The sequence below is a fragment of the Abyssibius alkaniclasticus genome, from assembly GCF_020447305.1.
Taxonomy (GTDB): domain Bacteria; phylum Pseudomonadota; class Alphaproteobacteria; order Rhodobacterales; family Rhodobacteraceae; genus Abyssibius; species Abyssibius alkaniclasticus.
Genome location: NZ_CP095732.1, coordinates 588,840 through 614,798, shown reverse-complemented (window position 1 = coordinate 614,798; position 25,959 = coordinate 588,840). Strand labels below are relative to the sequence as shown.

Genomic DNA, 25,959 nt, shown 5'->3' with positions numbered 1-25,959 from the left:
CGCATGGAAAGTTCCACCGGGTGCAGCTATATCTAGTATGAATCGGGGGCTGTCTGGCAAGCCGTAGGGCTTGATAGCGTCACCCGATTGCGTTTAACTAAAGACGATAAGATGCTGTATTTCTTTGAGAAATGTTTGTATATATCCGGTGAAGTGGTTTTAGGTCTCGCAGGTGTTTAAAGACGATAAAATGATGACGCTGCTTACGGGCCTGGTTCTGGCAATTTTTGCCGGGACTATGGTGCAGTATGGCGACAGCATTATCTCGTTGCTGAGCGGGCAAACCACCGAATCCACCGAAGATGATTATTTCACGGCACTTGCCGGCGCCGAGCAGCAGTTGGATGTGCTGGCCAATGATGCGGTGCGCGGCCCGCTGGCCGTGACCACCGTGCCCGCCTGTGGCGAGCTGCGCCCCGGTATCGGGCAGATGCTGTTTTATCGCAGCGATGCCAGCTGTGTGGGTGAACAGACCTTCACCTATTGCGTGGCAACAGCCGAAGGTTGCGCCGATAAATCCGTAACAATTTCGGTGGTGGGCAGCACGGCGGTCGCCGCGGCCGGCCAGACCACGTCGCCGCAGCAAACCCCGGTTGCAACGCCGGCCAGGCCGCCCGATGGCGACATGCAGACAGCCGCCGCGGCAGCGGCAACCAGCTTTGCACCGCAGCCGGTAAACACGGCCAATGGCGCCGGGTCCGATGCGGGGTCCGATTCTGTGGGGGCGAACAGTTCCGCCCCGCAGATCATGGTCGATCCCGGTGCAAGCATGGCCAGCGCAAATGACTCTGTCCCCGAGGTGGACATGGTGGTTGCGGGCATTCGCCCCCCCATGCTGGCCGCCCCGCAAATTGACGAGATCGTTGCGCCCAATGATGCCGCCGCGCAGTTGCGTTCAGAAATGGCGCGTGGCGCGGCCCTGCCCGACAGCACACCGGCCAGCAGCCCCGCGGTCGAAGCGGCGGTAGATGCGACTTTGGGGCAGATGGATACCAGCTTCACCGCGCCAAGCCTTGGCGATGAGGGCGTATCGCTTGGCCGCTCGGTCGTTGTTGCAGGCGCCACATTTGGCGGCAGTGCCGGGGGCCCCGAGGTTGAGGGTGCATCCGATGTGGCCATTGCGGGGGTTCAACCCTCGTCGCCCGTGGCAACCGCGCCCGCCCCCGCCCTGAGCAGCGCCGCCCCCACCAATGACGCGGTCGAGGTTCTGGGGATTGGCCCCAATGTGCTGGAAGAGGCGCCACAGCTTGCCGCGCTCGACATTCCCACCGAAACCGCCGAATCGATCATCCGCAACGGCGCGGCTGCGCGCTTTGCCGGTGCGCAGGTGCTTTTGGCCAGCGCAACGCTGCCACCTTCCGATTCCGTAGGTGCGGCAACGGATATGGCGGTGCAGGTGCTTGATGCGTTCCCCACGCTTGCCGCCGTTCAAATCTCCGATGTTCGCGTAGAACTCGATTCCAGCAACGATGCCGCGCTGACCACGGCGAGCGCGCCGCTGGTCAACCCGGCCAACGAGCCCGGCACCATTCTGCCCCCCGTGGCCGACACCTCGACATCGTCGCCAACCGCGCTGGTGGCCACGGCGACCACACTGCTTCCCTCGCTTGAAAGCGGCGAATCCACGCCCGCGCGCCCGCGGCTGCTTATGCGCCATGTGGCGATGAGCGGTGCGCCCGGCGCGCTTGACGGCGCTGCTGGCGACCTGACCGCCGGGCCGAATATCGACTCCAGCACCGCGCCGCCGCTGCAAGTCGCCAGCCTTGAGCCAGAGGCGACCGGCCCGTCAAGCTCGTTGCCCGGCGAAACCGCCTGCGATATTTCGCTCGACACGCTGCTGCGCCCCGGTGCCGAGATCGAACTGATCATCGGCGCGGCCTGTCGCCCGAACCAGATGTTCACCGTAACCCATGCCGCGATTGCGTTTTCTGAAATGACCGGTGCGGATGGCACGGCGATCGTGCAATTCCCCGCGCTGGAACGCAGCGCCGATATCAGCGTTGAATTTGCCGATGGTGCGTCATCGACAACCTCGCTCATCGTGCCGGATACCGAAACCATTCTGCGCGCCGGGATCAGCTGGCGCGGTGTGGCCGATATCGAGCTGAACGCCTATGAATTCGGCGCACCGGCCAACTCGCCCGGCCATATCTCGCCGCAGACCCCGCGTGACTACCGCGCCGCGCGCATTCTGGGGGGCGGTTTTCTGACCGAGCTTGGCTCGCTTGATGTGGCGGGGGCTGCACATGCCTCGGTTTATTCCATGCCGCTGAGCCGGGCGACGCCTGACGGCATTATCACCCTGTCGTTGCGTATGGGCGATGCCGGGGCGGATTGTGGCGGCTCGACCGAATTGACAACTTTCCGCAGCGAAAATGCTGCCGCATTTGCGCGGCAGCAATCGGTGCAGCTTGCAGCCTGCGGGGCGGTTCTGCCCACGGCTGAACTTATGGGACTCGTCGACGATCTTTGGACAGCCGCCCGCTAAGAGGTGCCATTCACAATGGGGCAAGATATGATGATGAATAAAATCTTTCTGGGCGCTGCCCTGACATTGCTGCCGATCACAGCCTTGGCTGAACCCGTTACCTTGCGCGCCACCGACAGCCGGCTGGAAATCAACGGCGACCTTCGCAGCTTTGATGGCGAGACCTGGGTTGTAAAAACCCCGCTTGGCGAAATGCGCCTGCCCGCAGCGGCGATGGTTTGCATTGCCGGGGCCTGCCCGCCCGAGGCCACGGCTGATGCCGCGCCCGCCACCCCCGCCACCGCCCCCGCACAGGCCGTGGCACCCGGCACCGAAACCGCGGCAACGGCCGCGCCAACAACCGTGCCGCCTGCCGCCACCCCGCCCGCCGAGGCTGTGGCCAGCACAGCGCCCGACACCGTGCCCGAAACTGCGACCGCGCCCACTGCGCCGGTTGTTGCCACTACCACCGGCCCGGCCTCTCCTTCAGCACCGGCCGGGGCCAGCACGGCGGAAACCACTTCACCCATTGCGGCCAGCATAACGCCCGAGCGTGATTTTGATGAATCGCGCATCCGGCTTGCGGGCCAGTCCGAGCTTATTCGCAACCTTGCCCCGCTGATGGTGGAAACCTGGGGCTTTCTGGACCAGCGCGACTTTAGCCAGCGCGGCTCGTCGGATTCGCGGGTTCTGCTGCTGAGCGGTGGCGGGCGCGACCCGCTCGATATCGAGCTGATGGCCTCGAGCCAGGCCGATATTGCCGAGTTGATGGGCCAGGGGTTTGTCGATCTGGCACTGGCCGGTGAAGAAGCCCTGCTGGACATGCCGGGCGCCGAATATTCGGTCATTGGCCTGGATGCAGCCGCCTTTATCACCACGCGCGACAACCAGATCAACGCATTGAATATGAGCGACCTTGCGGGCATCCTGTCGGGGCGGATCAGCAACTGGTCGGCACTTGGCGGGCCGGATATGCCCATACGGCTGATGCTGCCCGGCGATGAGAGCAGCACCGCCTGGGTAATTGCAAACGGCCTGTTGCGCGATGCGGGCCTGCAAATGGCCGCCAATGTGCAGCGGGTCGAATCCGAATCGCTGCTGGCCGATGCGGTGGCGCGCGAACGCGGTGCCATTGGCCTGGTCGGTTTTGCCGAAGTGCGCAACGCCAAACCGCTGGCGATTGCCGATAGCTGCGGGCTGCGCACAGCGCCGGAAGAATTTGCCATCAAGGCCGGAGATTACCCGCTGGTGCGCCGCATTCTGGCAATCTACCCCGCCGGTGGCGTGTCGAATTCGACCGACCGGCTGCTGAATTTCATGACCGGCACGATGGCTGAACGCACCTTGGTGAATGTCGGGCTGGTGGCACTGTCGCCCGCCACGGCGAATGTGGCCGAACAGGGGTTGCGCTTTGCCCAGGTCACGCTGGACCCAAGCACGCGCGGGGCCGAAGACCAGCTGATCAACTTCACGCAAACGCTGATTGACGCGCGCCGCCTGAGCCTGACCTTGCGCGCGGGCGCTGGCGAAACCGGGCTCGACAGCCGTGGCGAGGATGATTTGCGCCGCCTCGCAGACCTGATCCGCGCCAACCGTTTTGGCGGGCAGGAAATTCTGCTGGTCGGTTTTACGGATTCGGCGCGCAGCTCTGCCAATAGCGTGGCCCTGTCCAACGAGCGTTCACAAACCGTTGCCAATGCGCTGCTTGACCAGATCGGCAACCTGCCCGCCAATGTAGCGGTTACGCCCATCGGTTATGGCCATGTCGCGCCGCTGGCCTGCAACGCCGATCCGCGTGGTGCCCTGGCCAATAACCGGGTCGAGGTTTGGGCGCGCGCACTGCGCTAGGCGCTCAGCAACCCATCGGCGCGAAAGCTGAAATCGCGCTCTTTGCCGATGATCACATGATCATGCAGCACAATGCCCAATGCGCTTGCCGCCTGCCGGATTTGCGTGGTCATCGCGATATCGGCCGATGACGGGCTCGGGTCGCCCGACGGGTGGTTATGCACCAATATCAGCGCGCTGGCATTCAGCTCCAGCGCGCGTTTCACCACCTCGCGCGGGTAAACCGGCACATGGTCGACCGTGCCCTTGGCCTGCGGCTCATCGGCCACCAGCACGTTCTTGCGGTCAAGAAACAGAATGCGAAACTGCTCGGTTTCGCGATGCGCCATAGTGGTTTTGCAATACTCCATAAGTGCGGCCCAACTGGTAAGCGCATTTTGCCCCAGCACACGCGCCTGCCCCAGCCGATGCGCGGCAGCTTCAACAATCTTCAGCTCTTGCACCACCGCATCGCCCACGCCCTGCACCTGGTTTAGCCGCGCGGGCGGGGCAGAGATAACGTGGTTGAAATCGCCAAACTCGGCCAGCAACTGCTTGGCCAGCGGCTTGACATCGCGGCGCGGGATGGCGCGAAACAGCACCAGTTCCAGCAATTCGTAATCGGCCAAAGCCGCCCCGCCCGCCGCCATGAAGCGCGCACGCAAGCGTTGGCGATGGTCGTGAAAATGCGGCACGGCAACCGGTTTGGCACCGGCCGACATATCAAAGCCGGGCAGGGGCGCTTCGGCAAATTCGGGTTTATGCGGGCGCGACATGGGCTGACTGTCGCGCCTTTTGGTTAGCAAGACGTTAACGCCGCGCTAACCCCAGGTCGGGTGGAACTTGCCTGCGGGCGACAGCGTGAAAACCTCGCAGCCGGTTTCGGTGACGCCGACCGAATGCTCAAACTGCGCCGAAAGCGATTTGTCTTTCGTCACGGCGGTCCAGTCATCGGCCAGCACCTTGGTTTCGGGGCGGCCAAGGTTGATCATCGGCTCGATGGTGAAAAACATGCCAGGTTCCAGCACGGGGCCGGTGCCCCAACGCCCGTAATGCAGCACGTTGGGCGGCGCGTGAAACACCCGCCCCAGCCCGTGGCCGCAAAAATCGCGCACAACCGACATGCGCTGCGCTTCGGCATAACGCTGGATGGCCGCGCCGATATCGCCAAATGTATTGCCGGGGCGAACCTGCTCTATCGCTTTCATCAGGCTGTCATGGGTCACCTCGATCAGCCGTTCGGCCTTGCGGCTGAGCGTGCCGGCCACATACATGCGGCTGGTATCGCCGAACCAGCCATCAAGAATGACGGTCACGTCGATATTCAGGATATCACCGTCTTTCAGCCGCTTGTCGCCCGGAATCCCGTGGCACACCACATGGTTGATCGAAATGCACGAGGCGTGCTGATAGCCACGATAGCCGATGGTGGCCGAGGTCGCGCCCGCGCCTTCAACATGCGCCTGGATACGGTCATTCAATTCACCCGTGGTCACGCCGGGGGCAACATGTTCGGCGATCATGTCCAGCACCTCGGCTGCCAGCCGGCCAGCCGCGCGCATCCCCGCAAAATCGGCGGGTTCATAGAGCTTGATGCCGTTCTTGGTCAGACGACCGGGGGTTAAACCTTCCAAAGCACGTATTCCTGTTTGTGTTTTTCCTGATATAGCAAGGATGTCGGCGGGTTTCAATTCACCCCGCCAGGCCATTGCCAACCGAATGAGGCCCGAAATGACCAACCCGACTGCGGCGATTTTGCTGATTGGCGATGAAATCCTGTCGGGCCGCACGCAAGACAGCAATGGCAATTATCTGGCCAAGGCGCTGTTTGCGCGCGGGATCGACCTGCGTGAAATCCGCGTGGTGGGCGATGTGGCCGAGACGATCATTTCCACGCTGAACGCGCTGCGCGACGCTTGCGACCATGTGTTCACCTCGGGCGGGATCGGCCCCACGCATGACGATATTACCGCCGACGCAGTTGCGGCGGCTTTTGCTGTGCCCTTGCGCGAGCGTGACGATGCGCTGGCGGCATTGGCAAAGAACTATGCTGGCGGCATGGATGATCTGACCCCAGCGCGCCGCCGCATGGCACGGGTGCCCGAAGGGGCGCGGCTTATCCATAACCCGGTTTCCGGCGCGCCGGGGTTCAGCATTGGCAATGTGCATGTCATGGCGGGGGTGCCTGCGGTGTTTTGTGCGATGGTCGATGGCCTGTTGCCCGGCCTTGCCAGCGGTGTGCCATTGCTGGCCGAAAGCCTGCGCATCGCCCTGCCCGAAAGCCAGATCGCCACGCCCTTGGCCGCGATTGCGGCGGCCTTCCCAGACCTCAGCTTCGGGTCTTATCCCTTTATTCGTGACGGGCGTTTCGGGGCCGATATTGTGGTGCGCGGGGTGGACAAGGCGCAAATTTCCGCCGCGCTGGCGCGGTTGCGCGAAATCACCGCTTAGGCTTGGCTTTGGCGGCGGGCGCCCATACTGTCCGCGCATGTCGAGCCCAACCCAAATTGGCGAATCAAGTTTTGCCCCTGAACAGAACAATAGCTGGCCTGCGCATATCCGCGCGACGCTGGCGCTTGGCCTGCCGCTGATCGGTGCGCAACTCGCGCAAATGCTGATGGGCGTGACCGATACGCTGATGCTTGGCTGGCTTGGCACCGAGGCGCTGGCCGCCACCGTGCTGGGCACCAATATTCTGTTCGTGCTGATGATCACCGGCTTTGGCTTTGGCACTGCCGTTGGCGCGCTGGCGGCCGGGGCCCAGGGGGCGGGCGATGTGCGCGCCGTGCGCCGCATGGTGCGCATGGGCATGTGGGTTTCGCTGGCCTATGCCGCGCTGGTCATGCCGATCATGTTTTTTACTGAAGAAATTCTGATCGCCATCGGGCAAGACCCGGACCTGTCGGCCGTGGCCGATTCGTATCTGACCATTGCGCGCTGGTCGCTCGTGCCGAACCTGCTCATCCTTGTGTTGCGCAGCTTCCTTTCGGTGCTGTCGCGCGCCGGTGTTGTGCTGATCTTCACGCTCGGGGCGGCCGCGCTGAACGCGATGCTGAACTATGCGCTGATCTTCGGCAACTGGGGAGCGCCAGCCTTGGGGGTTGAAGGCGCGGCCTGGGCGACGCTTGGCTCATCGACTCTGTCGCTGCTTTTGCTGGTGGTTTATGTGATCCGCCACAAGGCCGTGCGCAAATACGAAGTGATGGTGCGGTTCTGGCGCGCCGACTGGCCCGCCTTCATGGAGGTGCTGGTGGTTGGCTGGCCCATCGGGCTGACCTTGCTGGCCGAGGTTGGCCTGTTTTCCTTTTCTGCGGTGATGATGGGCTGGTTTGGCAAGATCCCGCTGGCCGCGCATGGCATTGCGCTACAGCTCGCCTCGGTCAGTTTCATGATACCGCTTGGCCTGTCGCAGGCCGCAACCGTGCGTATCGGCATTGCCAGGGGCCGCAAGGACAGGCTGGGTGTGCAACGCGCCGGGCAGGTTATTCTGCTGATGGGGGGCGGGATATCGCTACTGGCTGCGGCGCTGTTCGTGATCATCCCCGAAACGCTGATCGGCCTGTTTCAGGATGCCGCCAACCCCGAAACCGCCGCCGTGCTGGCTTACGGTGTGCCGCTTATGGCCGTGGCCGGGGCCTTTCAGCTTGTCGACAGTATTCAGGTGATGGCGGCGGGGCTGTTGCGCGGGCTTAAAGACACGCGCGTGCCCATGTATTTCGCGATGATTTCCTATTGGATAATCGGTGTGCCTTGCGCCTATCTGCTGTCGCAATATACCGCGCTTGAGGGCGTCGGCATCTGGCTGGGGCTGGCCACCGGGTTGACCGTGGCGTCGGTTCTGGGCCTGTGGCGCTATGGAATGCGTGAAAGGCTGGGGCTGGTCTAGCGGCTAATGCGCCGCCGCCCAGTTCGGCCCCTGGCCAGACTCCACGGTCATTTTTACCGCCAGATCAACAGCCGGCAGGTTTGCGCCTTCCATGACGCGGCGCGCGGCGGCAATGGTGTCGTCAACGGCGCTTTCTTCCACCTCGAACAGCAGTTCATCATGCACCTGTAGCAACATTCTGGCGGGCAGTTTGGCAATGGCTTCGGGCATCCGGATCATTGCGCGGCGGATGATATCGGCCGCCGTGCCCTGAATGGGGGCGTTGATGGCGGCGCGCTTGGCAAAGCCCGCCTGCGGGCCTTTGGCACCGATTTCCGGTGTATGGATCTTGCGCCCGAACAGCGTTTGCACATAGCCATGCGCCTTGCCGAATTCGACCGTGCTGTCCATATATTCCCGAATGCCGGGGAAGCGTTCGAAATAGGTGTCGATAAAGGCCTGTGCCTCGGCGCGCGGAATGCGCAGATTGCGCGCAAGGCCAAAGCCGGAAATGCCGTAGATAACCCCAAAGTTGATGGCCTTGGCCTGGCGGCGAATGGCCGGGTCCATCCCCTCGATCGGCACGTTGAACATCTGGCTGGCTGTCATGGCGTGAATGTCGTGACCATCGGCAAAGGCCTGGCGCAAACTGTCAATCTCGGCGATATGCGCCAGAATCCGCAGCTCGATCTGGCTGTAATCTAGACTCACCAGCACATTGCCGGGGGCGGCGACAAAGGCTTCGCGAATGCGGCGGCCTTCCTCAGTGCGCACGGGAATGTTTTGCAGGTTCGGGTCGGTCGAGGCCAGGCGCCCGGTATTGGCGCCCGCAATGGAATAGCTGGTATGAACGCGCCCCGTTTCGGCGTTGATATGGGTTTGCAGCGCGTCGGTATAGGTGCTTTTCAGCTTGGCCATCTGCCGCCAGTCCAGCACGCGGGCGGGCAGCTCGTGGCCCTCGGCGGCCAGGTCTTCCAGCACATCGGCGCCGGTCGAATAGGCATCGGTCTTGCCTTTCTTGCCACCGGCAAGGCCCATCTGGTCGAACAGAATCTCGCCCAACTGCTTGGGGCTGGCGACATTGAACCTGCCACCGGCAAGCCCGTGAATCTCGTCCTCCAGCTGCGCCATTTTCTGCGCGAAACTGTTTGACATACGGCTGAGATGGTCACGATCCACCAAGATCCCGTGCCGCTCCATCTGTGCCAGAACAGGCACAAGCGGGCGTTCCATCGTTTCATAAACCCTGGTCACACCGGCGCTTGCCAGCCGTGGTTTGAAGGTTTTCCACAGCCGCAGCGTAATGTCGGCATCTTCCGCCGCATAGGGTGTAGCCTCGGCTATGGGCACCTGATCGAAGGTTTTTGCCGATTTGCCCGTGCCAAGCAGCGATTTGATCGCGATCGGCTTATGGCTCAGATACCGCTCGCTGAGCGCATCCATGCCATGATTGTGCAGCCCGGCATGAAGCGCATAGGACATCAGCATCGTATCCTCGATCGGGGCCAGATCAACGCCATAGCGCGCCATGATCTTCAGGTCATACTTGATGTTCTGGCCGATTTTCAGAATGCTCGCATCTTCCAGCATGGGTTTGAGCCGGGCCAGCGCATCCTTCAGCGGCATTTGCCCTTCGGCCATTGTCGAGGCGCCAAGCAGATCGCCCTCACCCTCACGATGGGTTAGCGGAATATAGCAGGCCTCGCCCGGCTCGACGGCCAGTGAAATGCCCACCAGATCGGCGACCATTTCATCCAGCCCGGTGGTTTCGGTATCAAACGCCACCCAGCCACGGCGATAGGCGGCATCGATCCATTTTTGCAAGGCTTCGGCATCGGCCACAGTCTCGTAGCGATTGGCCACGATCGGCGTGGCATCGGCGGGTGCATCATTGCCGGGCGTGCTGCCGCTGGCCGAAATGTCGGGGCCGGGCTTGGCGGCAATGGTCGGCGGGTCAACCTTGAGCTTGGCGGCCATGCGCTCGGCCAGAGTGCGGAACTCCATTTCCGCCATAAAGGCCAGAACCTCGCTTGGCACCGGGTCTTTCACGTCAAAATCGTCAAGCGTTTCGACGGTTTCAACATCCTGCTTCAGCGTTACCAATTTGCGGCTCATGCGGATCTGGTCGGCCTTCTCGATCAGCGTTTCGCGGCGTTTTGGCTGTTTGATCTCGCCCGCGCGTTCCAGCAAGCTGTCCAGATCGCCATATTCCTGAATAAGCAAAGCGGCGGTTTTGATGCCGATACCGGGCGCGCCGGGGATATTGTCTACGCTATCGCCCGCAAGGCTTTGCACATCGATCACGCGGGCCGGGTCGACACCGAATTTCTCGAAAACCTCATCGGGGCCGATGCGCTTGTTCTTCATCGGGTCGAGCATTTCAATGCCGCCACCGACAAGCTGCATCAGGTCTTTATCCGAGGATACAATCGTTACCCGCCCGCCGGCTTCGCGCGCCTGGCGGGCATAGGTGGCGATCAGGTCATCGGCCTCGAACCCCTCCATTTCGATGCAGGGCAGGTTGAAGGCGCGGGTCGCCTGGCGGATGAGCGCGAATTGCGGCTTCAGGTCTTCGGGCGCGGGCGGGCGCTGGGCCTTGTATTGGTCATAGATGGTGTTGCGGAATGTCGTGCCGGAATGGTCGAATATCACCGCCACATGGGTGGGTGCATCGGGGCCCTTGGCGTCTTCCACCAGCTTGTAGATCATGTTGCAATAGCCCGATACCGCGCCAACCGGCAGACCATCGGAGGCGCGGGTCAGCGGGGGCAGGGCGTGATAGGCACGAAAAATATAGGCCGAGCCGTCGATCAGATGCAGATGATGGCCCTTGCCAAACGCCATATCAGTGATGCCCGCCGCTACCGGCTTTCAGCACGAAACGCTTGTCGCAATAGCCGCATTCGACATAGCCCTTGTCGGCCGGAATGCTCAGCCAAACGCGCGGATGCCCACCCGCGCCGCCATCACAGGCAATGCGGGTTTTGGTGACTTCTTCAATTTCGGGGGCGTCTTGGGTCATATCGAAAACTCCATCGGAATGCGGGCCTAGAATAGCGGGTTTGGCGCGGGCGGCAAGCTACTGCGCTGCGGGCAACATCCGGCCAAGCACCCGCCCGCCCAGAATATGCACATGCAGATGCGGCACATCCTGCACACCGGCCTCGCCGGTATTGGCGACAAGCCGATAGCCAAGGCCACCGTCGCCGGGGGCGGCGTTGAGCTGGGCAATCACCTCGCCAATGGCGCGGTTGAAGCCGATAATCTCGGCATCTGTCGCATTGCTGGCAAAATCATCGTAATTCACATAAGCGCCCTTGGGGATGACCAGCACATGATGCGGGGCTTGCGGGGCGATATCGTTGAAGGCCAGCGCATGTTCAGTTTCCAGCACTTTGGAACACGGGATTTCGCCGCGCAGGATACGGGCGAAAATATTGGTATCGTCGTATGAATAGGCCATGTTGCCCCCCTAAAGTAAACCATGCGCGCCAAACAGCGCCTTCAGATCCGCCTCGGGCCGCGCGCCGATATGGCTGATCACCTCGCCGGCCGCATGGTTGCCCATGCGCAGGCATGTCAGCGGGTCGCGGCCCGACACCACGCCATATAGAAAGCCGGCGGCAAACAGATCGCCAGCGCCAGTCACATCGACCACGGCGGCATTGGTGGCAGGGTCGTGGTAGTCCTGCCCGCCACTCGTGGCATGGGCGCCTTTTGCGCCAACCGTGCAGGCCAGCATGGGCACATCCTTGCGCGCACGCACAAAAGCTGCGTCCAGATCATCGGTTTCATACAGGGCTTTCAGCTCATGCTCGTTGCAAAACAGCAGGTCGATATGGTCATGGATCAGTGTGCGGAACGCCTCGCGGTGGCGGTTCACGCAAAACGGGTCGGACAATGTGACCGAAACCTTGCCGCCCGCCCCTTTGCAGGCATCAATCGCCTTGGCAAAAGCGGCCTGGCTGTCGGGCCCGTCAAAGCGATAGCCTTCCAGATACAGCCATTCGGCCTCGGCCATCTGCGCTGCATCAATATCATCGGGGGCCAGAAATTCGGACACGCCCAGATAGGTGTTCATCGAACGCTCGCTATCGGGCGAAACCATGACCATGCAGCGGCCTGTTTCCGCCGCATGGGTTTTCGGGGCCAGCGGTGTGTCATAGCCCGCGCCCTGTGCGCGCATGTCATGGGCAAAAATCGCGCCAAGCTGGTCATCCTTGACCTTGCCTATATAGGCTGTGCGCGCGCCAAGTGCAGCCAGCCCGGCAATGGTATTGGCCGCAGACCCGCCCGACACCTCGCGCGCCGGGCCCATATGGCTGTAAAGCTCGGCGGCGCGGGCGGTGTCGATCAGGGTCATGATGCCCTTTTCAACCCCGTTTTCCACCAGAAACGCATCGTCGACGCGGGCCAACACATCGACCATTGCATTGCCGATGCCAATGACCTGAAACTTCTTCATAGTATTTTATCCTCGGAATGGCACAGATCGGCGATGATACAGGCGCCGCAAGCGGGTTTGCGCGCCTTGCAAATATAGCGCCCATGCAGAATGAGCCAGTGATGCGCGTGGCGTTGATATTGCACCGGCACGTTATCTTCTATTGCACGTTCCACCGCAACCACATCGCGACCTGCCGCTAGGCCGGTGCGGTTGCCCACGCGAAAAATATGCGTATCGACCGCTTGTGCGGGATGCGCATAGACCATGTTCAGCAACACATTGGCGGTTTTGCGCCCCACGCCCGGCAATGATTGCAGCGCCGCGCGCGAACTTGGCACCGCGCCGCCATAGTCATCAACCAAAATCCGGCTGAGCTTGATGACATTCTTCGCCTTCTGGCGAAACAGCCCGAGGGATTTGATATGTTCGATCAGGGCCGGCTCTCCAAGATCGAGCATTTTTTGCGGCGTGTCGGCAATGGCGAACAGCGCGGCCGTGGCCTTGTTCACCCCAATATCGGTGGATTGCGCCGAAAGCGCGATGGCGACAAGCAGCGTGTAGTCGTTGACATGCGCAAGCTCGCCCTTCGGGTGCGGCTCGGCTGCCGCGAAACGGGCAAAGATTTTTGAAATATCGTGATAGCCAAGCTGCGCGGTCATGCGGCCACTTGGCATGGTATCGGCCAGAATTTCAAGCCTTGGATTGCGCATAATTCGGGTGGCGAAGGGCGGGTTGCGCGGGCCATACTGCGCCAAAGGAAAACCGATATGCACAGTGAAACCCCAAACGAAACACACTATCACTATGGGCTGATTGGCCGCGCGATTGCCTATATCGACAGCGCGGTTGAAGCGCAGCCAAACCTGGATGATGTTGCCCGCGCCGTGGGGCTGAGCCCGGCGCATTTCCAGCGGCTGTTCAGTCAATGGGTTGGGGTCAGCCCCAAGCGGTATCAGCAATATCTAACGCTCGGCCATGCGCGCAGCCTGCTGGCCAACCGGTTCTCGGTGCTGGAAACCACGCTGTCAACCGGCCTGTCAAGCCCCGGCCGCCTGCATGACCTGTTCGTGCGCTGGGAAGCGATGAGCCCCGGTGAATATGCCGCTGGCGGCGCGGGGCTGCACATCAACTGGGGATGGTTTGACTCGCCCTTCGGCCCGCTTCTGGCTATGGGCACGGCGCGCGGTATTTGCGGGCTGGCCTTTGGTGCGGAAATTGGTGCCGCCGCAGCCGAGGCAGATTTGCGCGCACGCTGGCCGCGCGCGGCTTTTCACCATAACCCCGAAGCGCTGCGCGCCTGGGTGGCGTCGGCTTTGGGCCAAAGCGGTGCCTGCAATCTGGTCATGATCGGCTCGCCGCTGCAAATCAAGGTCTGGGAGGCGCTGCTCGCCATCCCATCGGGCCATGTCACCAGCTATTCGGAAATCGCCCGCGCCATTGGCAGCCCCCGTGCAGCCCGCGCCGTGGGCACGGCGGTGGGGCGCAACCCGGTGTCATGGCTCATTCCCTGCCATCGCGCCTTGCGAAAATCCGGCGAACTGGGCGGCTACCACTGGGGATTGCCGGTGAAACGAGCGCTTTTGGCATGGGAATCGGCGCGGCTGGAGGCGCGATGAGATCGGCGACTTGCCGCCAGTTTTACCGCATTCAGCCTGCAAGCCCTTGAATAGACTCGGTGTATAGGCTCTAGTTGGCAGGAACTATTCAAGCGAAGGAGTGACCATGTTTGGATTCAAGACATTGATGGTAGTGACAGTTTCGGGCGCGTTGGCGCTGAGCGGCTGCACAAACCCTGACGGCACGGCCAACAACACCGGCACAGGTGCGCTTGGTGGTGCCGCATTTGGTGCGCTTGTCGGCTCGCAGGTTGCGGGCAATTCGACACGCGGCGCGGTTGTCGGGGCGCTGATCGGTGCCGCCGCCGGTGGTGCGATCGGTGACCGTCTGGATGCACAGGAGCGTGCCTTGCGCGCGCAAATGGGCGGCTCGGGCGCGGTTATCACCAATACCGGCAGCCAGTTGATCGTGACCCTGCCAGAGCAGATCACCTTTGCGGTAGATTCCGCACAGCTGAAATCGAGCTTCATCGGCAGCCTGCAAACCCTGGCCGCGAACCTGCAAAGCTACCCCAACACCACGGTTGAGGTTGTCGGCCACACCGATTCTACCGGTGATGCGGCCTATAACCAAAGCCTGTCGGAACGCCGCGCCGCCTCGGTGCGTTCGGTTCTGATCAATTCGGGCGTATCGGCGGGCCGTGTGCGCGCCTTCGGGATGGGTGAAAACCAGCCCGTTGCCTCGAATGCCAGCGCAGCGGGCCGTCAGGCCAACCGGCGGGTCGAGATTTACATCACGCCCAACCAATAGGGCGGATGACATCGCGATAGATCAGGGGGCCACTGGCCCCCTTTTCTTTTTTGCCCGGTGGCTGCATGTCGGGCCGATCTACGTGCAGGGCCGCGCATAAAAAACCCGGCCACGGGGGCCGGGTTTTATAAGCATTACTGTAACTGTGCCTAGTTCAGGCGTGTGCCCAAACCGGCAATGGCCGCATCCAGCATCGCATCTGCATCGGCTTTTGGCATTTTGGCGGCGATCACCTCGCCTGCCGCAGCCACGGCCACGGCCACGGCCTGATCACGCACCGAGCGCAGGGCGCGGCTTTCGGCGGCGGTGATCTGCTCGTCAGCGGCTTCCAGACGGCGCGCAATGCTGGCCTTCAAATCCGCCTTGGCGGTTTCGGCAGCGGCGCGCGCTTCGGCCTTGGCATGGGCGACGATCTCCTCGGTCTGTGCCTCGACTTCACGCTTCTTGCGGTCATAGCTGGCCAGAAGCGTTTGTGCCTCTTCGCGCAGGGCGCGGGCTTCATCAAGCTCGCTACGGATGGTGGTTGCCCGCCCATCCAGCATGGATGTCACCTTGCCTGGCACTTTTGCGTAGAGCAAAACACCGATGAACAGCACAAATGCGATGGTGACGACGATGTTGGTATCGTTCAGAAACTCCATCATCCTACCCTTTCGCGCGTGCGGTTACAGCCTTGTCCAAGGCCTTTTCATCATAGGCAGCGGGGACCAGCTTTTTCACAAGCTCGCCAGCCGTATCACGGGCAACGGCAGCAACGGCCTGTGCGGCACCCGCCCGAATTTCCGCGATACGTGCCTCGGATTCGGCGGCTTTTGCGGCGATTTCCGCATCGGCCCGCGCCGTGGCAGCATCCAGCTCTTTCTGGATTTCCGCACGGGTTTCACCCGAAATGCGCTGGCTTTCGGCACGCGCCTCGGCCAGTGCTGCATTATAGGCGGCATCGGCCTCTTCGGCTTCGCGCTTCAGATCGGCCGCTTTTGCCAGATCGCCGGTAATCGCATCCTGGCGCTGGTCTATGATCGCGCCAATGCGCGGCAAGGCCAGCTTGGATATGATCAGATAAACGGCGACAAGCGCAATCAGCAGCCAGAAAATCTGGTTGCCGAACGTGCCGATGTCCAGCTGCGGCATACCGGCGGCTTTTTCAACTTTGACTGCAGCTGCAGCGGTGGCGTCACCTGCCATTCAAACCTCCGATTTCAGTTACCACCCAGGCGGGCGGCGGGAATAGGCGGGCCATGCAGCCCGCCCCAACCATAGGCGAAATCAGACGCCGACGAACATCAGCAGAAGGGCAACGAGGAACGAGAAGATCCCCAGAGCTTCGGCCAGTGCCATACCGATGAACAGCGTGGCGGTCTGCGAGCTGGCAGCCGAAGGGTTGCGCAAGGCACCCGACAGGTAAGCTGCGAATACGTTGCCAACACCGATGGCTGCGCCACCCATGCCGATGGATGCCAGACCAGCGCCGATTGCCTGACCGAGTGCGACGATATTGCCTTCCATGAGAGTCTCCTATTTATCTGGAATGCTTGAAAAATTAACCCTTAGTGACCCGGATGAAGTGCGTCATTCAGATAAACGCAGGTCAGGATTGCGAACACATAGGCCTGCAAGGCGCTGACAAGCAGCTCCAGGCCAAAAACTGCGGTGATTGCGAAGATCGGCACCACGGCGCCAAGCCCCATTGCATAGGCGAAGCCGGCAAACACCTTGATCACGGCATGGCCGGCCATCATGTTGCCTGCAAGTCGGATGGAATGGCTGGCCGGGCGCACGAAGAAGGAAATCACCTCGATGATTGCCAGAATGGGCCGAATCCACCAGGGCGCCGACATCACCCAGAACAGTTTGAGAAAGCCGATACCATGTTTGGCGAAGCCGATGACGGTGACGGCCAGAAACACCATCAGCGCAAGCGTGCCGGTCACGGCGATATGGCTGGTTGTGGTAAAGCTATAGGGGAGCAGGCCGAGCAGGTTGCTCATCAGGATGAACATGAACAGCGTCATGATATAGGGGAAATAGGCAAGGCCCTGCTTTCCGGTAATATCCTCGACCATCTTGCGTACGAAACCATACATCATCTCGGCAACCGACTGGCTGCGGCTGGGCACAAGGGCGCGGCCGCGCACACCCAGAACCAGCAGTGCGAAAATTGCCAGAACGGCAATGCCAAGCCACAGGGTCTGGTTGGTGGGCGTATAAAAGTTGAGCGTATCGCCACCAAAAAGCGGCTTGATCACAAACTGTTCCATCGGATGGATGTTCAGGTTGCTTTCTACTTCTGCTTCTACAGCCACGTCGAACCTCGTCTTTTGCTCTATGCCCCGTGGGGCTATTCGTCTTCGGGCTTTTCGCCCTTTTTCTGCATTTCCGCAGCGGTTTGCAGCATAACGCGCAACCCGGCCGCAAACCCGAACATGATGAACAGAACCAGAAATATCGGCAATGTGCCGAACAGGCTGTCCAGCCCGTATCCGATTCCGAAACCCATGATCACGCCGACCACGAGTTCGATCACCATGCGCCAGCCGTGGCTGGCATCGGCATAGCCATTTTGCCCCGCCCGTTCGGGCGATTGGGCGGCCTTGAGCGCCTCGATCTTCTTGCCGAGCGCCGCCAGCTTCTCTGGATCGGGCTGATCAGCCATGCCCCACCCCTAAATCCTGTTCAGAATCGGCGAAAACCCGCCTTTTCATTGAGCCGGACATTAGGCAGGCAGGCTTGCGCTGTCAAGCATGTGGAATTGGACGCGGATTTCTCGCAAGATACTGATAAGTAATATAAAAATTTGGTTGCGACCAGTGGGCGCAGGTGGCGGGTTCCGGGCGGCGGCGCGCAACACTTAACCAATCGGTTGACCGTTCAACCCGCGCTCTGCTAGGCGATTGCTATGGAACTGGACCCCGAATCCCGGCTGGATGCCACCTTTGCGGCCCTTGCCGACCGCACCCGCCGCGCCTTGCTGGCGCGCCTGGTTGCAGGCGATCAACCGGTGGCGGCGCTGGCGGCGCCGTTCGATATGTCGCTGGCGGCAGTTTCCAAACATTTGCAGATATTGCAGCGCGCCGGTCTGATCAGCCAAAGCAAGCAGGGCCGCGAAACCCTGTGCAAGGCCGAACCGGCTGGCGTGCAGGCGGCGCTTGTCTGGCTGGAATCCTGTGGACAGTTGGGCGGTGAAGCGCATTCGGCCATAGAGCGGCTGCTGGCCGCGGTCATGGATGATGAGGAACTGCTCTCGGGCGAGGTTTTTGATCCGGACGCGGATTTTGATTAGATATCCTGGCGCACGACATCCACCACCAGCACATCGCGCGACAAGGCGCCAAGCACGTCGCGCGATGCGCTGCGCAGCCCGCCGCGCAGATCTTCCATTGGCTGGCCCGTGGTGAAGGCACCATCGAACCCGCCGGAATTGGCGTGCCGAAACAGCACCTGCAAGAACGCGTCGCGCAGTTTCGGCTCTTGTGCATAAACCTGGGCGGCGGCCCCGCTATCGGTTTCGATTGAAAGCGAAATCACCACCAGGGCGCGCACCCGGTCCGGCGAAATGACGGGAATGACAAACTGGCGCTCCAGCCGGACATATTCGGCGGCCACGGGCGGGCTGGCGGCGGGCGGGTAGGCCGGGCTGGTCGCCGCGCCGGTGCCGGCATCCGTGGCGCAAGCGGCATCGGCTGTCAGCGGTTGCCGGGTGGCGCTTTCGGTCTGCTCGGCGTCAGACGCCGGGCAGGCTGCAGGCTTGGGTTGCAGCAACAACCCGGCACCAGCGCCGCCAACCAGGCCGAATATCACAAGCAATACAGGCAGTAGCTTTTTCATCACAGGCTCCTAGAACGGGGCGATCACATCAAAGATCTGCTGGCCATAGCGGGGTTGTTGCAGGTCGGTGATTTGCCCGCGCCCACCATAGGAAATGCGCGCGCCTGCCATTTTGTCATAGGTGATTTCGTTGTTCCGGCTGATATCTTCCGGCCGGATGATGCCGGCGATGGCCAGTTCGCGCAGTTCGAAATTCACCCGCACCTCTTGCAGGCCCTGCACGACCAGATGGCCGTTTGCCAGCACATCGACCACGGTGGCGGCAATACGCAGGGTGATCTTTTCATTGCGGTTGACCGTGCCGGTGCCGCCGCTGGCCGAGCTTGAGGAAAAATCGGCTGCCGGATCGAGGCTTGCGCCTTCGGGCAGGTCGCCATTGATCCGCTCCGGCAGGCCAAGAAGTGCGGCAATGCTCATGCTTTCGCTGCCGCTGCGCGCACGGCCCGTGCTGTTGGACATTTGTGCGCGGTCGTTGATGTCGATGATGATCGTCAGGATATCGCCGGTTGTCGCGGCGCGCCGGTCGCCAAACAGCGATGTTGGCCCCGATGCCCAGAGCGAGCCTTGCGCATAGAATTGCCGCTGGGGCGCCGCCGCGGCACTGGCCATTGCCGCGCGTTCGGGCGAGACATTGGGCGCAACCGCATCGGATACCGGGGTCATATAGGGCACCTGGCCGATATCGGCCAGCCGTTCCAGACAGCCGCCAAGCAGCGCAAGGGCAAGGGTTAGAAATGTTGCGCGCATCATCATGAACCGACCTCGATCTCTCCATCCGGGCGCACGCGCCCCATGACCACAACCCGTGATGACAGGTTCATCACGCGCACCATTTCACCCAGTCCCGCCCGGCTGAGCGCGCGGCCCTCGGTGGTGATGCTGAGCAGGTTGTTTGAATAGCGCAGCACGACCAGTGCGTTGCGTTCCACCAAAGCGGGCGGCCCGATTTCGGCCAGCAAGATCGGGCGACCGGCATAGATATTCACCCGTGCCTCTTGGCCGATGATCAGCGCCGGGTCGCTGATGCCGCCGCTGACAAACGCATCGGACAGGGCCAGATGTTCGGCGGTAATGACCGTGGCGCTGCGAATGGGGGCCGCAGCCACAACCACCTGACCCGTGGCGGGCGCGGCCAGCAGGCAAAGCAGAAGGACCAGCGCGCGCATCAGCGGATTTGCGTGGTTGCGCCGAGCATTTGGTCGGCTGCGGTAATGACTTTGGCATTCAGCTCATAGCCGCGCTGCGCCTCGATCAACTCGGTGATTTCGCGCACCGCATCGACCGAGCTGCTTTCCAGATAGCCCTGCCGGAAGGTGCCGCGCCCATCCTGCCCCGGCGCGCCGATTTGCGGCTGCCCCGATGCCGATGTTTCCAGATACATGTTGCCGCCAATCGCCTCCAGCCCCATCTCGTTCACGAATGTCGCAAGCGAAAGCTGGCCCAAAAGCTGGGGTTCGGCCTGATCGGCAAAATAGGCATAAACCTCGCCATCGGCATTGACCGTTACGGCGCGGGCATCTTCGGGGATGGTCAGGTCGGGAATAACCGGAAAGCCTTCGGATGTTACCAACTGCCCATCGCCCGAAAGCTTGAGCGCGCCATCGCGGGTATAGGCGCTGGCGCCGCTGGGAAGCTGCACCTCGATATAGCCGCGGCCCTCGATTGCCAGATCGAGGTCGCCGCCGGTTTCCTTCAGGCTGCCCTGCATCACATTCATGGCAATGGCGGCTGTGCGCACGCCCATGCCGAGCTGCACACCCGTCGGCAGCTCGGTGCCCGAAGACGAGCTGACAGTGCCGGCACGCGCCACCTGTTCATACTGCAAATCGGCAAATTCGGCGCGGCGCGCATTATATGCGGTGGTGTTCATATTGGCGAGATTGTTGGAAATAACCTCGACCCGGGTTTGCTGGGCGGCCATGCCGGTCGCGGCAATTTTAAGGGCGTTCATAGCGTCTCTCCTTTATGTGTCAGGCGCGCTGGCCAAGGGTGCGGGTTACGCCGCTAATGCGTTCATGTTCCTGATCGAGCAGTTTTTGCCCCAGCTCATAGCTGCGCTGCACCTCGATCATACGGGTGATTTCGCTGACTGCGCTGACATTGGACCCTTCGACAAACCCCTGCCGCAGGCTTGGCGCCTCGACAGGTGAAAGCGGGCCGTCATAGACGAACAGCACCCCATCACGCCGGTTCAGCGCGGCCGGATCTTCGGGTGTCACCAGGCCAAACCGGGCCAGCGGGCGGTTGTCGGCGGAAATCGTGCCATCGGTTGCAACCGACACCCGGGCCGCATCGGGCGGGATGAAGATCGGCGCGCCGCCATCATCAAGCACACGCAGCCCATCCATCGTGACAAGTTCGCTTTGCGCGTTGAGCGAGAATGCACCGGCGCGGGTCAACGCGGTGCCATCCGGTGTTTCAACGCTGAAAAACCCGGGCCCTTCAATGGCCATATCAAGCGGGTTGCCGGTTTCACGCAGCACCCCTTGCGCGCGGTCGGTATAGCGCACGCGGGCATCGGCCATTGACAGGTTGCCGCCTTCAACCGGCAGCGCGGCAATCACTTCGGCAAACAGCACCCCTTCGCGGCGAAAGCCGGTCGTCGAGGCATTGGCGATGTTGTTGGCCACGAGCTGCATTTCACGCAACAACCCAACCTGGCGGGTAAGGGCGACATATCCGGTATTGTCCATATTCGGCCTTTCAACCTAGGGCGCAACGATGCGCGCGATCACCTGATCGGTGTAGAAATTCACCAAAAGCTGGCCCGAATAATCCATTGTCAGCCAGAAGGTCACCAGAATGGCGGCGAGTTTCGGCACGAAGGTCAGGGTCAGCTCCTGCACCGAGGTCAGCGCCTGGAACAGACCGATGAGCAAGCCGGCAATCAGCGCCACGGCCAGCACCGGCAGCGACATGATCAGCGCCAGCCACAGCCCCTGATGGAGCGCATCCATGACCTGAACGCCGCTCATTACACCGGCATCCGCAGAATTTCCTGATAGGCTTCAACCACGCGGTCGCGCACGGCAACGGCGGTTTCTATTGCCAGTTCCGAAGCTGCAAGCGCCTCGACCACGGTTTGCGGGTCGGCCCGCCCGGCCATGCCCTCCATTGCCGTGGTCTCGCCCGCGCGCAAAGTTGCCATGAAATCATCGGCGATGGCGGCAAAAGCCTGTCCGGTTTCACTGTCGGCGGCCGCTTCGGCGGGGCGGGCAATGGCCTGGGCATTGGTGTAAAGCTGCGAGGCGATGAAGGGGTTGGTTTCCATAAATTCAATCCTTGTTAACGGCGCAGCAGGGTCAGCGCGGCGCTCGACATCTGGCGGGCCTGATCGAACAGCCGCAAATTCGCCTCATAGCCGCGCTGGGCTTCGCGGGCATCGGCGATTTCCAGCACAAGATTGACGTTGGAGCCGTCATAATAACCGCTGGTATCGGCCATAGGGTGCGATGGGTCGTATTGGCGAACCAACTGGCTTTGGTCGAGCGTTACGCGCCCGGCCTCCACCGTGCCCGAGGCCAGGCTTTCAAAGGCCACGAGCTTGCGCCGATAGCCGGGCGTGTCGGCATTGGCGATATTTTCACCCACCAGCCGCATTCGCGCCGATTGCGCGGCCATGCCCGAGGCCGAGGCCGCCATTGATGAAATGAGATCGGTCATATTTGTCCTTTCTAGCCGCGCTTGCCAATGGCCGTGCGCAGCATGTCGAGCGATTTTGACCAGACGCCAAGCGCGAGTTCATGGTCCTGGCGGATGGCGGCGGCGCGCATCATCTGGTCTTCAATCGCAACATTATTCCCGTTCGGGGACATGGTGCCAAAGGTCGCAGATTCGGTGGCGCGGGTGCTGGCCTGGCCGGGTGTGCTGCCGAAATGGCCGGCGCGGCTGGCGGTAAGCTGCACGCCCTGGCCCTGCGCCCATGTGGCGCCAAAGTCGGGCAGGTCGCGCGCGACATAACCCGGCGTATCGGCATTGGCGATGTTTTGTGAGATAAGCGAAAGTCGCGCGCCCGAATGCTGCGCAAGGCCCGAGGCCATTTGCAAAATCGTCAGATCATTACTCATATCGGGGCTTCTCCCTCGCGTGACTTGAACCAAGGCTTAAGGATTTTGCGTGAATAAAAGGTAACCACGCCAATTCATGCCACTCAAAAGATGGATCAAGTTTTATGCATTTGGATTTTGCCCCCCTGACGCGCGCGCTTGCGCAAATTCCGCGCCGCCGCCTGTTTGGGCGGGTCGCTGCAGTCGATGGCGGCACGGTGGGTGTTGCCGGGTTGCAGGCCCATGCGGGCATTGGCGACCTTGTGGAAATTACCCAACGCAGCGGGGCAATCCTGGGGGGTGAGGTTGTTGCCCTGCGCGCGGACGGGTTGCGCGTGATGACCTATGGTGCTGCCGATGGTCTGGGCATTGGCGACCGCGTGGAACTGGTTGCCGAACACGGTGCGGCACCCGATGAAAGCTGGCTTGGCCGCGTGGTTGATGCATTCGGCAAACCGCTCGATGGCCGCCCGCTTTTTGATGGCGCGCAATCCGCCCCGCTGCGCGCCGCCCCGCCCGCCGCGGCCAGCCGCAAGGCGCTGGGGGGGCGCCTGTCAACCGGGCTGGCGCTGTTCAATACATTGCTGCCCATTGCACGGGGGCAGCGATTGGGGGTGTTCGCCGGCTCGGGTGTCGGCAAATCAACCCTGCTGGGCGCATTGGCGCGCGGAATTGAAGCCGATGTCGTGGTTTATGCGCTGATCGGCGAGCGCGGGCGCGAGCTGCGCGAATTCACCGAACAGGTATTGGGGCCAGAGGGCATGGCGCGCGCTGTGGTCGTGGCGGCAACATCCGACCAGTCGCCGCTGGTAAAGCGCCGCGCCGCCTGGATGGCGATGGCGGTGGCCGAATGTTTCCGCGACCAGGGCCGCCATGTTCTGCTGATCACCGATAGTATTACCCGCTTTGCCGAGGCGCATCGCGAGGTGGCGCTTTCGGCGGGCGAAACGCCAAGCCTGCGCGCCTTTCCACCCTCTACCGCCAACCTTATCGCGCATCTGGCCGAACGCGCCGGGCCGGGGCCGGCAGGGGCGGGCGACATCACGGCGATCTTTTCGGTGCTGGTGGCCGGCTCGGATATGGAGGAGCCGGTGGCCGATATTACCCGTGGCGTGCTTGACGGGCATATCGTGCTGGACCGCGAAATCGCCGAACGCGGGCGCTTTCCGGCAGTTGATGTGCGCCGCTCGGTGTCGCGCGCCTTGCCTGCCATTGCCAGCAAGGCGGAAAACGAGGTGCTGGCCCGGGCCCGGCGCATGACCGCAACCTATGAAAATGCCGCACCGATGATCCAGGCCGGGCTCTACAGCCCGGGGGCCGATCCGGCAGTCGACGAGGCGATTCGCTTTTACCCCAAGATCGACGAGTTTTTCACGATGCAGGCAACAGAAGGCGTGGCGATAAGCTATCTGGAGCTTGCGCAACGGCTGAACATGCGCCCGCCAGCGGGCTAGCTGCGCGACAGGTTCAGCAGATTCTGCCAGGCGGAACTGGCATTTTGCAGCAAGGTCAGCGCGCCGTAGCCCGGGGTCATCGGGCCGGGGCCACGGCTGGCCGCATCGCGCGCGAAGTAATTGCGCAAGATGATCTCAACGTTCTCTGGCTGGGCCATGACCGCCGGATCATCGCTGCCAAACAGCTTGCTGGCCGCGTTGCGAAACAGGCTTTGCTGGCGGTCGACATCCTTGATATTGCCAATTTCGCTTGGCAGGCCCAGCCCGGTTTCCAGTATCTCGCGCAGGGGCTTGTTGCCCATCAGCTTGAACCATTGCACCGAGATGGATGACCCGCTGGTGTAGTTTGCCATTTCGCGTTTGAAATTCAGCGCAAGGCGCATCGTGTCATCGACCTCGCCAACCGCGCGCTCATATTGCCGCGTTTGATAGGCCTCGGTGATGCTTGCGGCGAAGTCCGACAGGCGCACATTGGTGCCGGCCAGGTTGCCATAGCCAAAGGCCTTGGCCATTTGCGCAAAGCTCGGGTCGGAAATTTTATTGGCGAAGGCTTCGGGGTTTTCGCTGCCCTCTTCCAGCACCTTGCGCATATAGGCGCGGTGGGTAAGCTTTTCGTCCAGCCCGAAAGCCCCAAGTGCGACCTTGAGCAAGCGCCGGTCGGCCACGAGTTTTTCGGGCGTGTCGGCTGCGGCGATATTTTCCTTGAAATAGGCGATGTCGCGCTGCATCTCGGGGCTGCGCTCAAAATTCGCGCGCTGGGCCTCATCGGTGCGCTGCAGCAGATTCCAGCCCGCATATCCCGTCAGCGGAAGGGCGGGCAGGAAGCTCATGATGCGGCGGCCATCAGCCGGGCTTCCTGTGGCAGCAGGTCGCGCAGCGCCTTGAGCGCCTGATAGATGCGCTGGCTGCATACATAATCGCGCGCAGCGCTGAGCAAGCCGCGGCTGGTGCTGTCGGTGAACACATCGCTGAGCTGCGAAATACCGGTCAGCAACTGGCGTGTGCCAAGCTCGGCATCGGCCTCGCCCGCCAGCACAAGCTGGGCGATATAGCAGACACGGCGCACGGGGGTATTGGCCTCGTCCGGGTGGATCGCGTCACGCAGGCGCAGCACATTGGCATCGGCGGTCAGCACGTTCAGCCGTGTGCGCCGGTCGCCGTTTTCCATGACAACACCGTTGATCATGATGCGCTCTCCGGGCCGCAACTTCAAAACCAGCCCGCTCATGTTGCCACCTGCCCATCGGCACGCAGCCCGCGCATGACGGCGGTATTGACCTCGACCAGCACATCGGGCGTGGCTTTGCCCTCCAGCACTTTGCGGCTATGGGCTTGCGTGAATTCGCATAGGAAGAAGATGCGCGCGCGCAGGGTTGCGGGCAGTCCGTTATGCGCGCTGGCAACATCGCCAGCCAACACAATCCACAGCCTTTGATTTTCACACAGGGCTTCGGCAAGCTCGGAAAATGCGCCGGCCTTGCCGCCGGAATGTGCGGCCAGCTTGGCGGTGGCGCGTGCAAAAGCCTTGTATTCGATGCTGCGCTCGGTGCCGGTGGCCCCGGCGGGGCGGGCATAAAGCGACTTTGCCATCACGGCGGAATTCATTGCAAATCTCCTGTCTGGCTGGGGCTATCGGCGGGGTGGGGCAGGGCCAAAACCCT

32 protein-coding genes are annotated in these 25,959 nt (G+C 62.0%); 8 read left to right on the top strand and 24 right to left on the bottom strand.

The genetic code is table 11. From position 1 onward, the window contains the following. Positions 1–190 precede the first annotated feature (190 nt). Positions 191–2,488 (top strand): hypothetical protein, encoded by a 2,298-nt coding sequence (locus LGT41_RS03255; protein WP_274128597.1) that lies wholly within the window; start codon positions 191–193, stop codon positions 2,486–2,488. 27 nt (positions 2,489–2,515) lie between these two features. Further along, positions 2,516–4,315: a phosphate ABC transporter substrate-binding/OmpA family protein gene (locus LGT41_RS03250; RefSeq protein WP_274128596.1), complete on the top strand. Its 1,800-nt coding sequence runs from the start codon at positions 2,516–2,518 to the stop codon at positions 4,313–4,315. Here the strand turns inward: LGT41_RS03250 and radC are convergent. Further along, positions 4,312–5,070, bottom strand: a complete 759-nt coding sequence (radC, locus tag LGT41_RS03245) for a RadC family protein (protein WP_420720199.1) — start codon at positions 5,068–5,070, stop codon at positions 4,312–4,314. The genes LGT41_RS03250 and radC overlap by 4 nt on opposite strands. Positions 5,071–5,115: 45 nt before the next feature. After that, a complete protein-coding gene (gene map, locus LGT41_RS03240; protein WP_274128595.1) occupies positions 5,116–5,928 on the bottom strand; it encodes a type I methionyl aminopeptidase in 813 nt (270 codons plus the stop codon). Between the two features lie 97 nt (positions 5,929–6,025). Here map and LGT41_RS03235 point away from each other — a divergent pair, with 97 nt between their 5' ends. Both LGT41_RS03235 and LGT41_RS03230 read left to right on the top strand, forming a co-directional pair. After that, positions 6,026–6,745 carry a competence/damage-inducible protein A gene (locus tag LGT41_RS03235; protein WP_274128594.1) on the top strand — a complete coding sequence of 240 codons (720 nt, stop codon included), beginning with the start codon at positions 6,026–6,028 and terminating at the stop codon, positions 6,743–6,745. Positions 6,746–6,782: 37 nt separating this feature from the next. Further along, a complete protein-coding gene (locus LGT41_RS03230; RefSeq protein ID WP_274128593.1) occupies positions 6,783–8,180 on the top strand; it encodes an MATE family efflux transporter in 1,398 nt (465 codons plus the stop codon). A gap of 3 nt (positions 8,181–8,183) precedes the next feature. Here LGT41_RS03230 and polA read toward each other — a convergent pair whose 3' ends face one another. Genes polA through nth form a run of 5 tightly spaced genes read right to left on the bottom strand, consistent with a single transcriptional unit; the run spans position 8,184 to position 13,265 of the window. Continuing rightward, positions 8,184–11,003, bottom strand: a complete 2,820-nt coding sequence (polA, locus tag LGT41_RS03225) for a DNA polymerase I (RefSeq protein ID WP_274128592.1) — start codon at positions 11,001–11,003, stop codon at positions 8,184–8,186. 1 nt (position 11,004) lies between these two features. Continuing rightward, entirely contained in the window at positions 11,005–11,181 is a 177-nt protein-coding gene (locus LGT41_RS03220) for a zinc-finger domain-containing protein (RefSeq protein ID WP_274128591.1), read from the bottom strand. Between the two features lie 57 nt (positions 11,182–11,238). Further along, positions 11,239–11,622 (bottom strand): HIT domain-containing protein, encoded by a 384-nt coding sequence (locus tag LGT41_RS03215; protein ID WP_274128590.1) that lies wholly within the window; start codon positions 11,620–11,622, stop codon positions 11,239–11,241. A 9-nt stretch (positions 11,623–11,631) separates the two neighbouring features. After that, entirely contained in the window at positions 11,632–12,624 is a 993-nt protein-coding gene (locus LGT41_RS03210; protein ID WP_274128589.1) for an adenosine kinase, read from the bottom strand. Continuing rightward, on the bottom strand, positions 12,621–13,265 hold the full coding sequence (nth, locus tag LGT41_RS03205) for an endonuclease III (RefSeq protein ID WP_274129650.1): 645 nt from the start codon (positions 13,263–13,265) through the stop codon (positions 12,621–12,623). The genes LGT41_RS03210 and nth overlap by 4 nt, the downstream gene beginning before the upstream one ends. Before the next feature lie 108 nt (positions 13,266–13,373). On the opposite strand from nth, the gene LGT41_RS03200 reads away from it, so the two are divergent. After that, the gene (locus LGT41_RS03200) at positions 13,374–14,222 is read left to right on the top strand and encodes a bifunctional helix-turn-helix domain-containing protein/methylated-DNA--[protein]-cysteine S-methyltransferase (RefSeq protein WP_274128588.1); all 849 of its coding nucleotides are present in this window, start codon (positions 13,374–13,376) and stop codon (positions 14,220–14,222) included. A 106-nt stretch (positions 14,223–14,328) separates the two neighbouring features. Further along, the gene (locus LGT41_RS03195) at positions 14,329–14,973 is read left to right on the top strand and encodes a YiaD family glycine zipper/OmpA-like lipoprotein (RefSeq protein WP_274128587.1); all 645 of its coding nucleotides are present in this window, start codon (positions 14,329–14,331) and stop codon (positions 14,971–14,973) included. 149 nt (positions 14,974–15,122) lie between these two features. Here the strand turns inward: LGT41_RS03195 and LGT41_RS03190 are convergent, their stop codons facing one another. From LGT41_RS03190 to LGT41_RS03170, 5 genes are all read right to left on the bottom strand, one after another. Then, positions 15,123–15,617, bottom strand: a complete 495-nt coding sequence (locus LGT41_RS03190; RefSeq protein ID WP_337993020.1) for a F0F1 ATP synthase subunit B family protein — start codon at positions 15,615–15,617, stop codon at positions 15,123–15,125. Position 15,618: 1 nt separating this feature from the next. Then, positions 15,619–16,158, bottom strand: a complete 540-nt coding sequence (locus LGT41_RS03185) for a F0F1 ATP synthase subunit B' (RefSeq protein ID WP_274128586.1) — start codon at positions 16,156–16,158, stop codon at positions 15,619–15,621. A gap of 81 nt (positions 16,159–16,239) precedes the next feature. Beyond that, positions 16,240–16,479 (bottom strand): F0F1 ATP synthase subunit C, encoded by a 240-nt coding sequence (locus LGT41_RS03180; RefSeq protein WP_274128585.1) that lies wholly within the window; start codon positions 16,477–16,479, stop codon positions 16,240–16,242. A 41-nt stretch (positions 16,480–16,520) separates the two neighbouring features. Continuing rightward, positions 16,521–17,276 (bottom strand): F0F1 ATP synthase subunit A, encoded by a 756-nt coding sequence (locus LGT41_RS03175; RefSeq protein WP_274128584.1) that lies wholly within the window; start codon positions 17,274–17,276, stop codon positions 16,521–16,523. Positions 17,277–17,311: 35 nt separating this feature from the next. Then, on the bottom strand, positions 17,312–17,626 hold the full coding sequence (locus LGT41_RS03170) for an AtpZ/AtpI family protein (RefSeq protein WP_274128583.1): 315 nt from the start codon (positions 17,624–17,626) through the stop codon (positions 17,312–17,314). 243 nt (positions 17,627–17,869) lie between these two features. On the opposite strand from LGT41_RS03170, the gene LGT41_RS03165 reads away from it, so the two are divergent. Then, on the top strand, positions 17,870–18,253 hold the full coding sequence (locus LGT41_RS03165) for an ArsR/SmtB family transcription factor (RefSeq protein WP_274128582.1): 384 nt from the start codon (positions 17,870–17,872) through the stop codon (positions 18,251–18,253). Here the strand turns inward: LGT41_RS03165 and LGT41_RS03160 are convergent. The 9 genes from LGT41_RS03160 to LGT41_RS03120 are packed head-to-tail and all read right to left on the bottom strand — an operon-like array spanning position 18,250 to position 22,865. After that, positions 18,250–18,798 (bottom strand): flagellar basal body-associated FliL family protein, encoded by a 549-nt coding sequence (locus tag LGT41_RS03160; RefSeq protein ID WP_274128581.1) that lies wholly within the window; start codon positions 18,796–18,798, stop codon positions 18,250–18,252. The two genes, LGT41_RS03165 and LGT41_RS03160, sit on opposite strands and share 4 nt — an antisense overlap. A gap of 9 nt (positions 18,799–18,807) precedes the next feature. Further along, the gene (flgH, locus tag LGT41_RS03155; protein WP_274129649.1) at positions 18,808–19,548 is read right to left on the bottom strand and encodes a flagellar basal body L-ring protein FlgH; all 741 of its coding nucleotides are present in this window, start codon (positions 19,546–19,548) and stop codon (positions 18,808–18,810) included. Continuing rightward, the gene (gene flgA / locus LGT41_RS03150; RefSeq protein ID WP_274128580.1) at positions 19,548–19,964 is read right to left on the bottom strand and encodes a flagellar basal body P-ring formation chaperone FlgA; all 417 of its coding nucleotides are present in this window, start codon (positions 19,962–19,964) and stop codon (positions 19,548–19,550) included. The genes flgH and flgA overlap by 1 nt, the downstream gene beginning before the upstream one ends. Further along, positions 19,964–20,749 (bottom strand): flagellar basal-body rod protein FlgG, encoded by a 786-nt coding sequence (gene flgG / locus LGT41_RS03145; protein ID WP_274128579.1) that lies wholly within the window; start codon positions 20,747–20,749, stop codon positions 19,964–19,966. The genes flgA and flgG overlap by 1 nt, the downstream gene beginning before the upstream one ends. Positions 20,750–20,768: 19 nt before the next feature. Next, positions 20,769–21,491, bottom strand: coding sequence for a flagellar hook-basal body complex protein (locus LGT41_RS03140; protein WP_274128578.1), 723 nt, complete (start codon positions 21,489–21,491; stop codon positions 20,769–20,771). Between the two features lie 15 nt (positions 21,492–21,506). Continuing rightward, positions 21,507–21,773 carry a flagellar biosynthetic protein FliQ gene (locus tag LGT41_RS03135; protein WP_274128577.1) on the bottom strand — a complete coding sequence of 89 codons (267 nt, stop codon included), beginning with the start codon at positions 21,771–21,773 and terminating at the stop codon, positions 21,507–21,509. Beyond that, positions 21,773–22,069 (bottom strand): flagellar hook-basal body complex protein FliE, encoded by a 297-nt coding sequence (fliE, locus tag LGT41_RS03130; protein ID WP_274128576.1) that lies wholly within the window; start codon positions 22,067–22,069, stop codon positions 21,773–21,775. Before fliE ends, LGT41_RS03135 begins: the two co-directional genes overlap by 1 nt. Positions 22,070–22,083: 14 nt before the next feature. Continuing rightward, the gene (flgC, locus tag LGT41_RS03125) at positions 22,084–22,461 is read right to left on the bottom strand and encodes a flagellar basal body rod protein FlgC (protein ID WP_274128575.1); all 378 of its coding nucleotides are present in this window, start codon (positions 22,459–22,461) and stop codon (positions 22,084–22,086) included. 11 nt (positions 22,462–22,472) lie between these two features. Then, positions 22,473–22,865 (bottom strand): FlgB family protein, encoded by a 393-nt coding sequence (locus LGT41_RS03120; protein WP_274128574.1) that lies wholly within the window; start codon positions 22,863–22,865, stop codon positions 22,473–22,475. 104 nt (positions 22,866–22,969) lie between these two features. On the opposite strand from LGT41_RS03120, the gene LGT41_RS03115 reads away from it, so the two are divergent. After that, a complete protein-coding gene (locus LGT41_RS03115; protein ID WP_274128573.1) occupies positions 22,970–24,298 on the top strand; it encodes a FliI/YscN family ATPase in 1,329 nt (442 codons plus the stop codon). Here the strand turns inward: LGT41_RS03115 and LGT41_RS03110 are convergent. From LGT41_RS03110 to flaF, 3 genes are read right to left on the bottom strand one after another with little or no spacing between them, the layout of a single operon-like run. Further along, complete coding sequence (locus LGT41_RS03110; protein WP_274128572.1) at positions 24,295–25,128, bottom strand: DUF1217 domain-containing protein; 834 nt, start codon at positions 25,126–25,128, stop codon at positions 24,295–24,297. The genes LGT41_RS03115 and LGT41_RS03110 overlap by 4 nt on opposite strands. Beyond that, positions 25,125–25,526, bottom strand: coding sequence for a flagellar biosynthesis repressor FlbT (gene flbT / locus LGT41_RS03105; RefSeq protein ID WP_274128571.1), 402 nt, complete (start codon positions 25,524–25,526; stop codon positions 25,125–25,127). Before flbT ends, LGT41_RS03110 begins: the two co-directional genes overlap by 4 nt. Then, positions 25,523–25,903, bottom strand: a complete 381-nt coding sequence (flaF, locus tag LGT41_RS03100; RefSeq protein WP_274128570.1) for a flagellar biosynthesis regulator FlaF — start codon at positions 25,901–25,903, stop codon at positions 25,523–25,525. The genes flbT and flaF overlap by 4 nt, the downstream gene beginning before the upstream one ends. Between the last annotated feature and the right edge of the window lie 56 nt (positions 25,904–25,959).

Excerpts from the sequence above, each read along its gene's own strand:
- fliE (WP_274128576.1), bottom strand. The coding sequence starts at position 22,069 with ATGGAAACCAACCCCTTCATCGCCTCGCAGCTTTACACCAATGCCCAG.
- flaF (WP_274128570.1), bottom strand. The coding sequence starts at position 25,903 with ATGAATTCCGCCGTGATGGCAAAGTCGCTTTATGCCCGCCCCGCCGGG.
- LGT41_RS03115 (WP_274128573.1), top strand. The coding sequence starts at position 22,970 with ATGCATTTGGATTTTGCCCCCCTGACGCGCGCGCTTGCGCAAATTCCG.
- polA (WP_274128592.1), bottom strand. The coding sequence starts at position 11,003 with ATGGCGTTTGGCAAGGGCCATCATCTGCATCTGATCGACGGCTCGGCC.
- flgA (WP_274128580.1), bottom strand. The coding sequence starts at position 19,964 with ATGCGCGCGCTGGTCCTTCTGCTTTGCCTGCTGGCCGCGCCCGCCACG.
- LGT41_RS03190 (WP_337993020.1), bottom strand. The coding sequence starts at position 15,617 with ATGATGGAGTTTCTGAACGATACCAACATCGTCGTCACCATCGCATTT.
- LGT41_RS03170 (WP_274128583.1), bottom strand. The coding sequence starts at position 17,626 with ATGGCTGATCAGCCCGATCCAGAGAAGCTGGCGGCGCTCGGCAAGAAG.
- LGT41_RS03180 (WP_274128585.1), bottom strand. The coding sequence starts at position 16,479 with ATGGAAGGCAATATCGTCGCACTCGGTCAGGCAATCGGCGCTGGTCTG.
- LGT41_RS03140 (WP_274128578.1), bottom strand. The coding sequence starts at position 21,491 with ATGGACAATACCGGATATGTCGCCCTTACCCGCCAGGTTGGGTTGTTG.
- flgC (WP_274128575.1), bottom strand. The coding sequence starts at position 22,461 with ATGACCGATCTCATTTCATCAATGGCGGCCTCGGCCTCGGGCATGGCC.
- flbT (WP_274128571.1), bottom strand. The coding sequence starts at position 25,526 with ATGAGCGGGCTGGTTTTGAAGTTGCGGCCCGGAGAGCGCATCATGATC.
- LGT41_RS03165 (WP_274128582.1), top strand. The coding sequence starts at position 17,870 with ATGGAACTGGACCCCGAATCCCGGCTGGATGCCACCTTTGCGGCCCTT.
- LGT41_RS03210 (WP_274128589.1), bottom strand. The coding sequence starts at position 12,624 with ATGAAGAAGTTTCAGGTCATTGGCATCGGCAATGCAATGGTCGATGTG.
- LGT41_RS03195 (WP_274128587.1), top strand. The coding sequence starts at position 14,329 with ATGTTTGGATTCAAGACATTGATGGTAGTGACAGTTTCGGGCGCGTTG.
- LGT41_RS03230 (WP_274128593.1), top strand. The coding sequence starts at position 6,783 with ATGTCGAGCCCAACCCAAATTGGCGAATCAAGTTTTGCCCCTGAACAG.
- LGT41_RS03215 (WP_274128590.1), bottom strand. The coding sequence starts at position 11,622 with ATGGCCTATTCATACGACGATACCAATATTTTCGCCCGTATCCTGCGC.
- LGT41_RS03110 (WP_274128572.1), bottom strand. The coding sequence starts at position 25,128 with ATGAGCTTCCTGCCCGCCCTTCCGCTGACGGGATATGCGGGCTGGAAT.
- LGT41_RS03250 (WP_274128596.1), top strand. The coding sequence starts at position 2,516 with ATGATGATGAATAAAATCTTTCTGGGCGCTGCCCTGACATTGCTGCCG.
- flgH (WP_274129649.1), bottom strand. The coding sequence starts at position 19,548 with ATGATGCGCGCAACATTTCTAACCCTTGCCCTTGCGCTGCTTGGCGGC.
- flgG (WP_274128579.1), bottom strand. The coding sequence starts at position 20,749 with ATGAACGCCCTTAAAATTGCCGCGACCGGCATGGCCGCCCAGCAAACC.
- radC (WP_420720199.1), bottom strand. The coding sequence starts at position 5,070 with ATGTCGCGCCCGCATAAACCCGAATTTGCCGAAGCGCCCCTGCCCGGC.
- LGT41_RS03120 (WP_274128574.1), bottom strand. The coding sequence starts at position 22,865 with ATGAGTAATGATCTGACGATTTTGCAAATGGCCTCGGGCCTTGCGCAG.
- LGT41_RS03255 (WP_274128597.1), top strand. The coding sequence starts at position 191 with ATGATGACGCTGCTTACGGGCCTGGTTCTGGCAATTTTTGCCGGGACT.
- LGT41_RS03220 (WP_274128591.1), bottom strand. The coding sequence starts at position 11,181 with ATGACCCAAGACGCCCCCGAAATTGAAGAAGTCACCAAAACCCGCATT.
- LGT41_RS03235 (WP_274128594.1), top strand. The coding sequence starts at position 6,026 with ATGACCAACCCGACTGCGGCGATTTTGCTGATTGGCGATGAAATCCTG.
- LGT41_RS03200 (WP_274128588.1), top strand. The coding sequence starts at position 13,374 with ATGCACAGTGAAACCCCAAACGAAACACACTATCACTATGGGCTGATT.
- nth (WP_274129650.1), bottom strand. The coding sequence starts at position 13,265 with ATGACCGCGCAGCTTGGCTATCACGATATTTCAAAAATCTTTGCCCGT.
- LGT41_RS03185 (WP_274128586.1), bottom strand. The coding sequence starts at position 16,158 with ATGGCAGGTGACGCCACCGCTGCAGCTGCAGTCAAAGTTGAAAAAGCC.
- LGT41_RS03135 (WP_274128577.1), bottom strand. The coding sequence starts at position 21,773 with ATGAGCGGCGTTCAGGTCATGGATGCGCTCCATCAGGGGCTGTGGCTG.
- LGT41_RS03160 (WP_274128581.1), bottom strand. The coding sequence starts at position 18,798 with ATGAAAAAGCTACTGCCTGTATTGCTTGTGATATTCGGCCTGGTTGGC.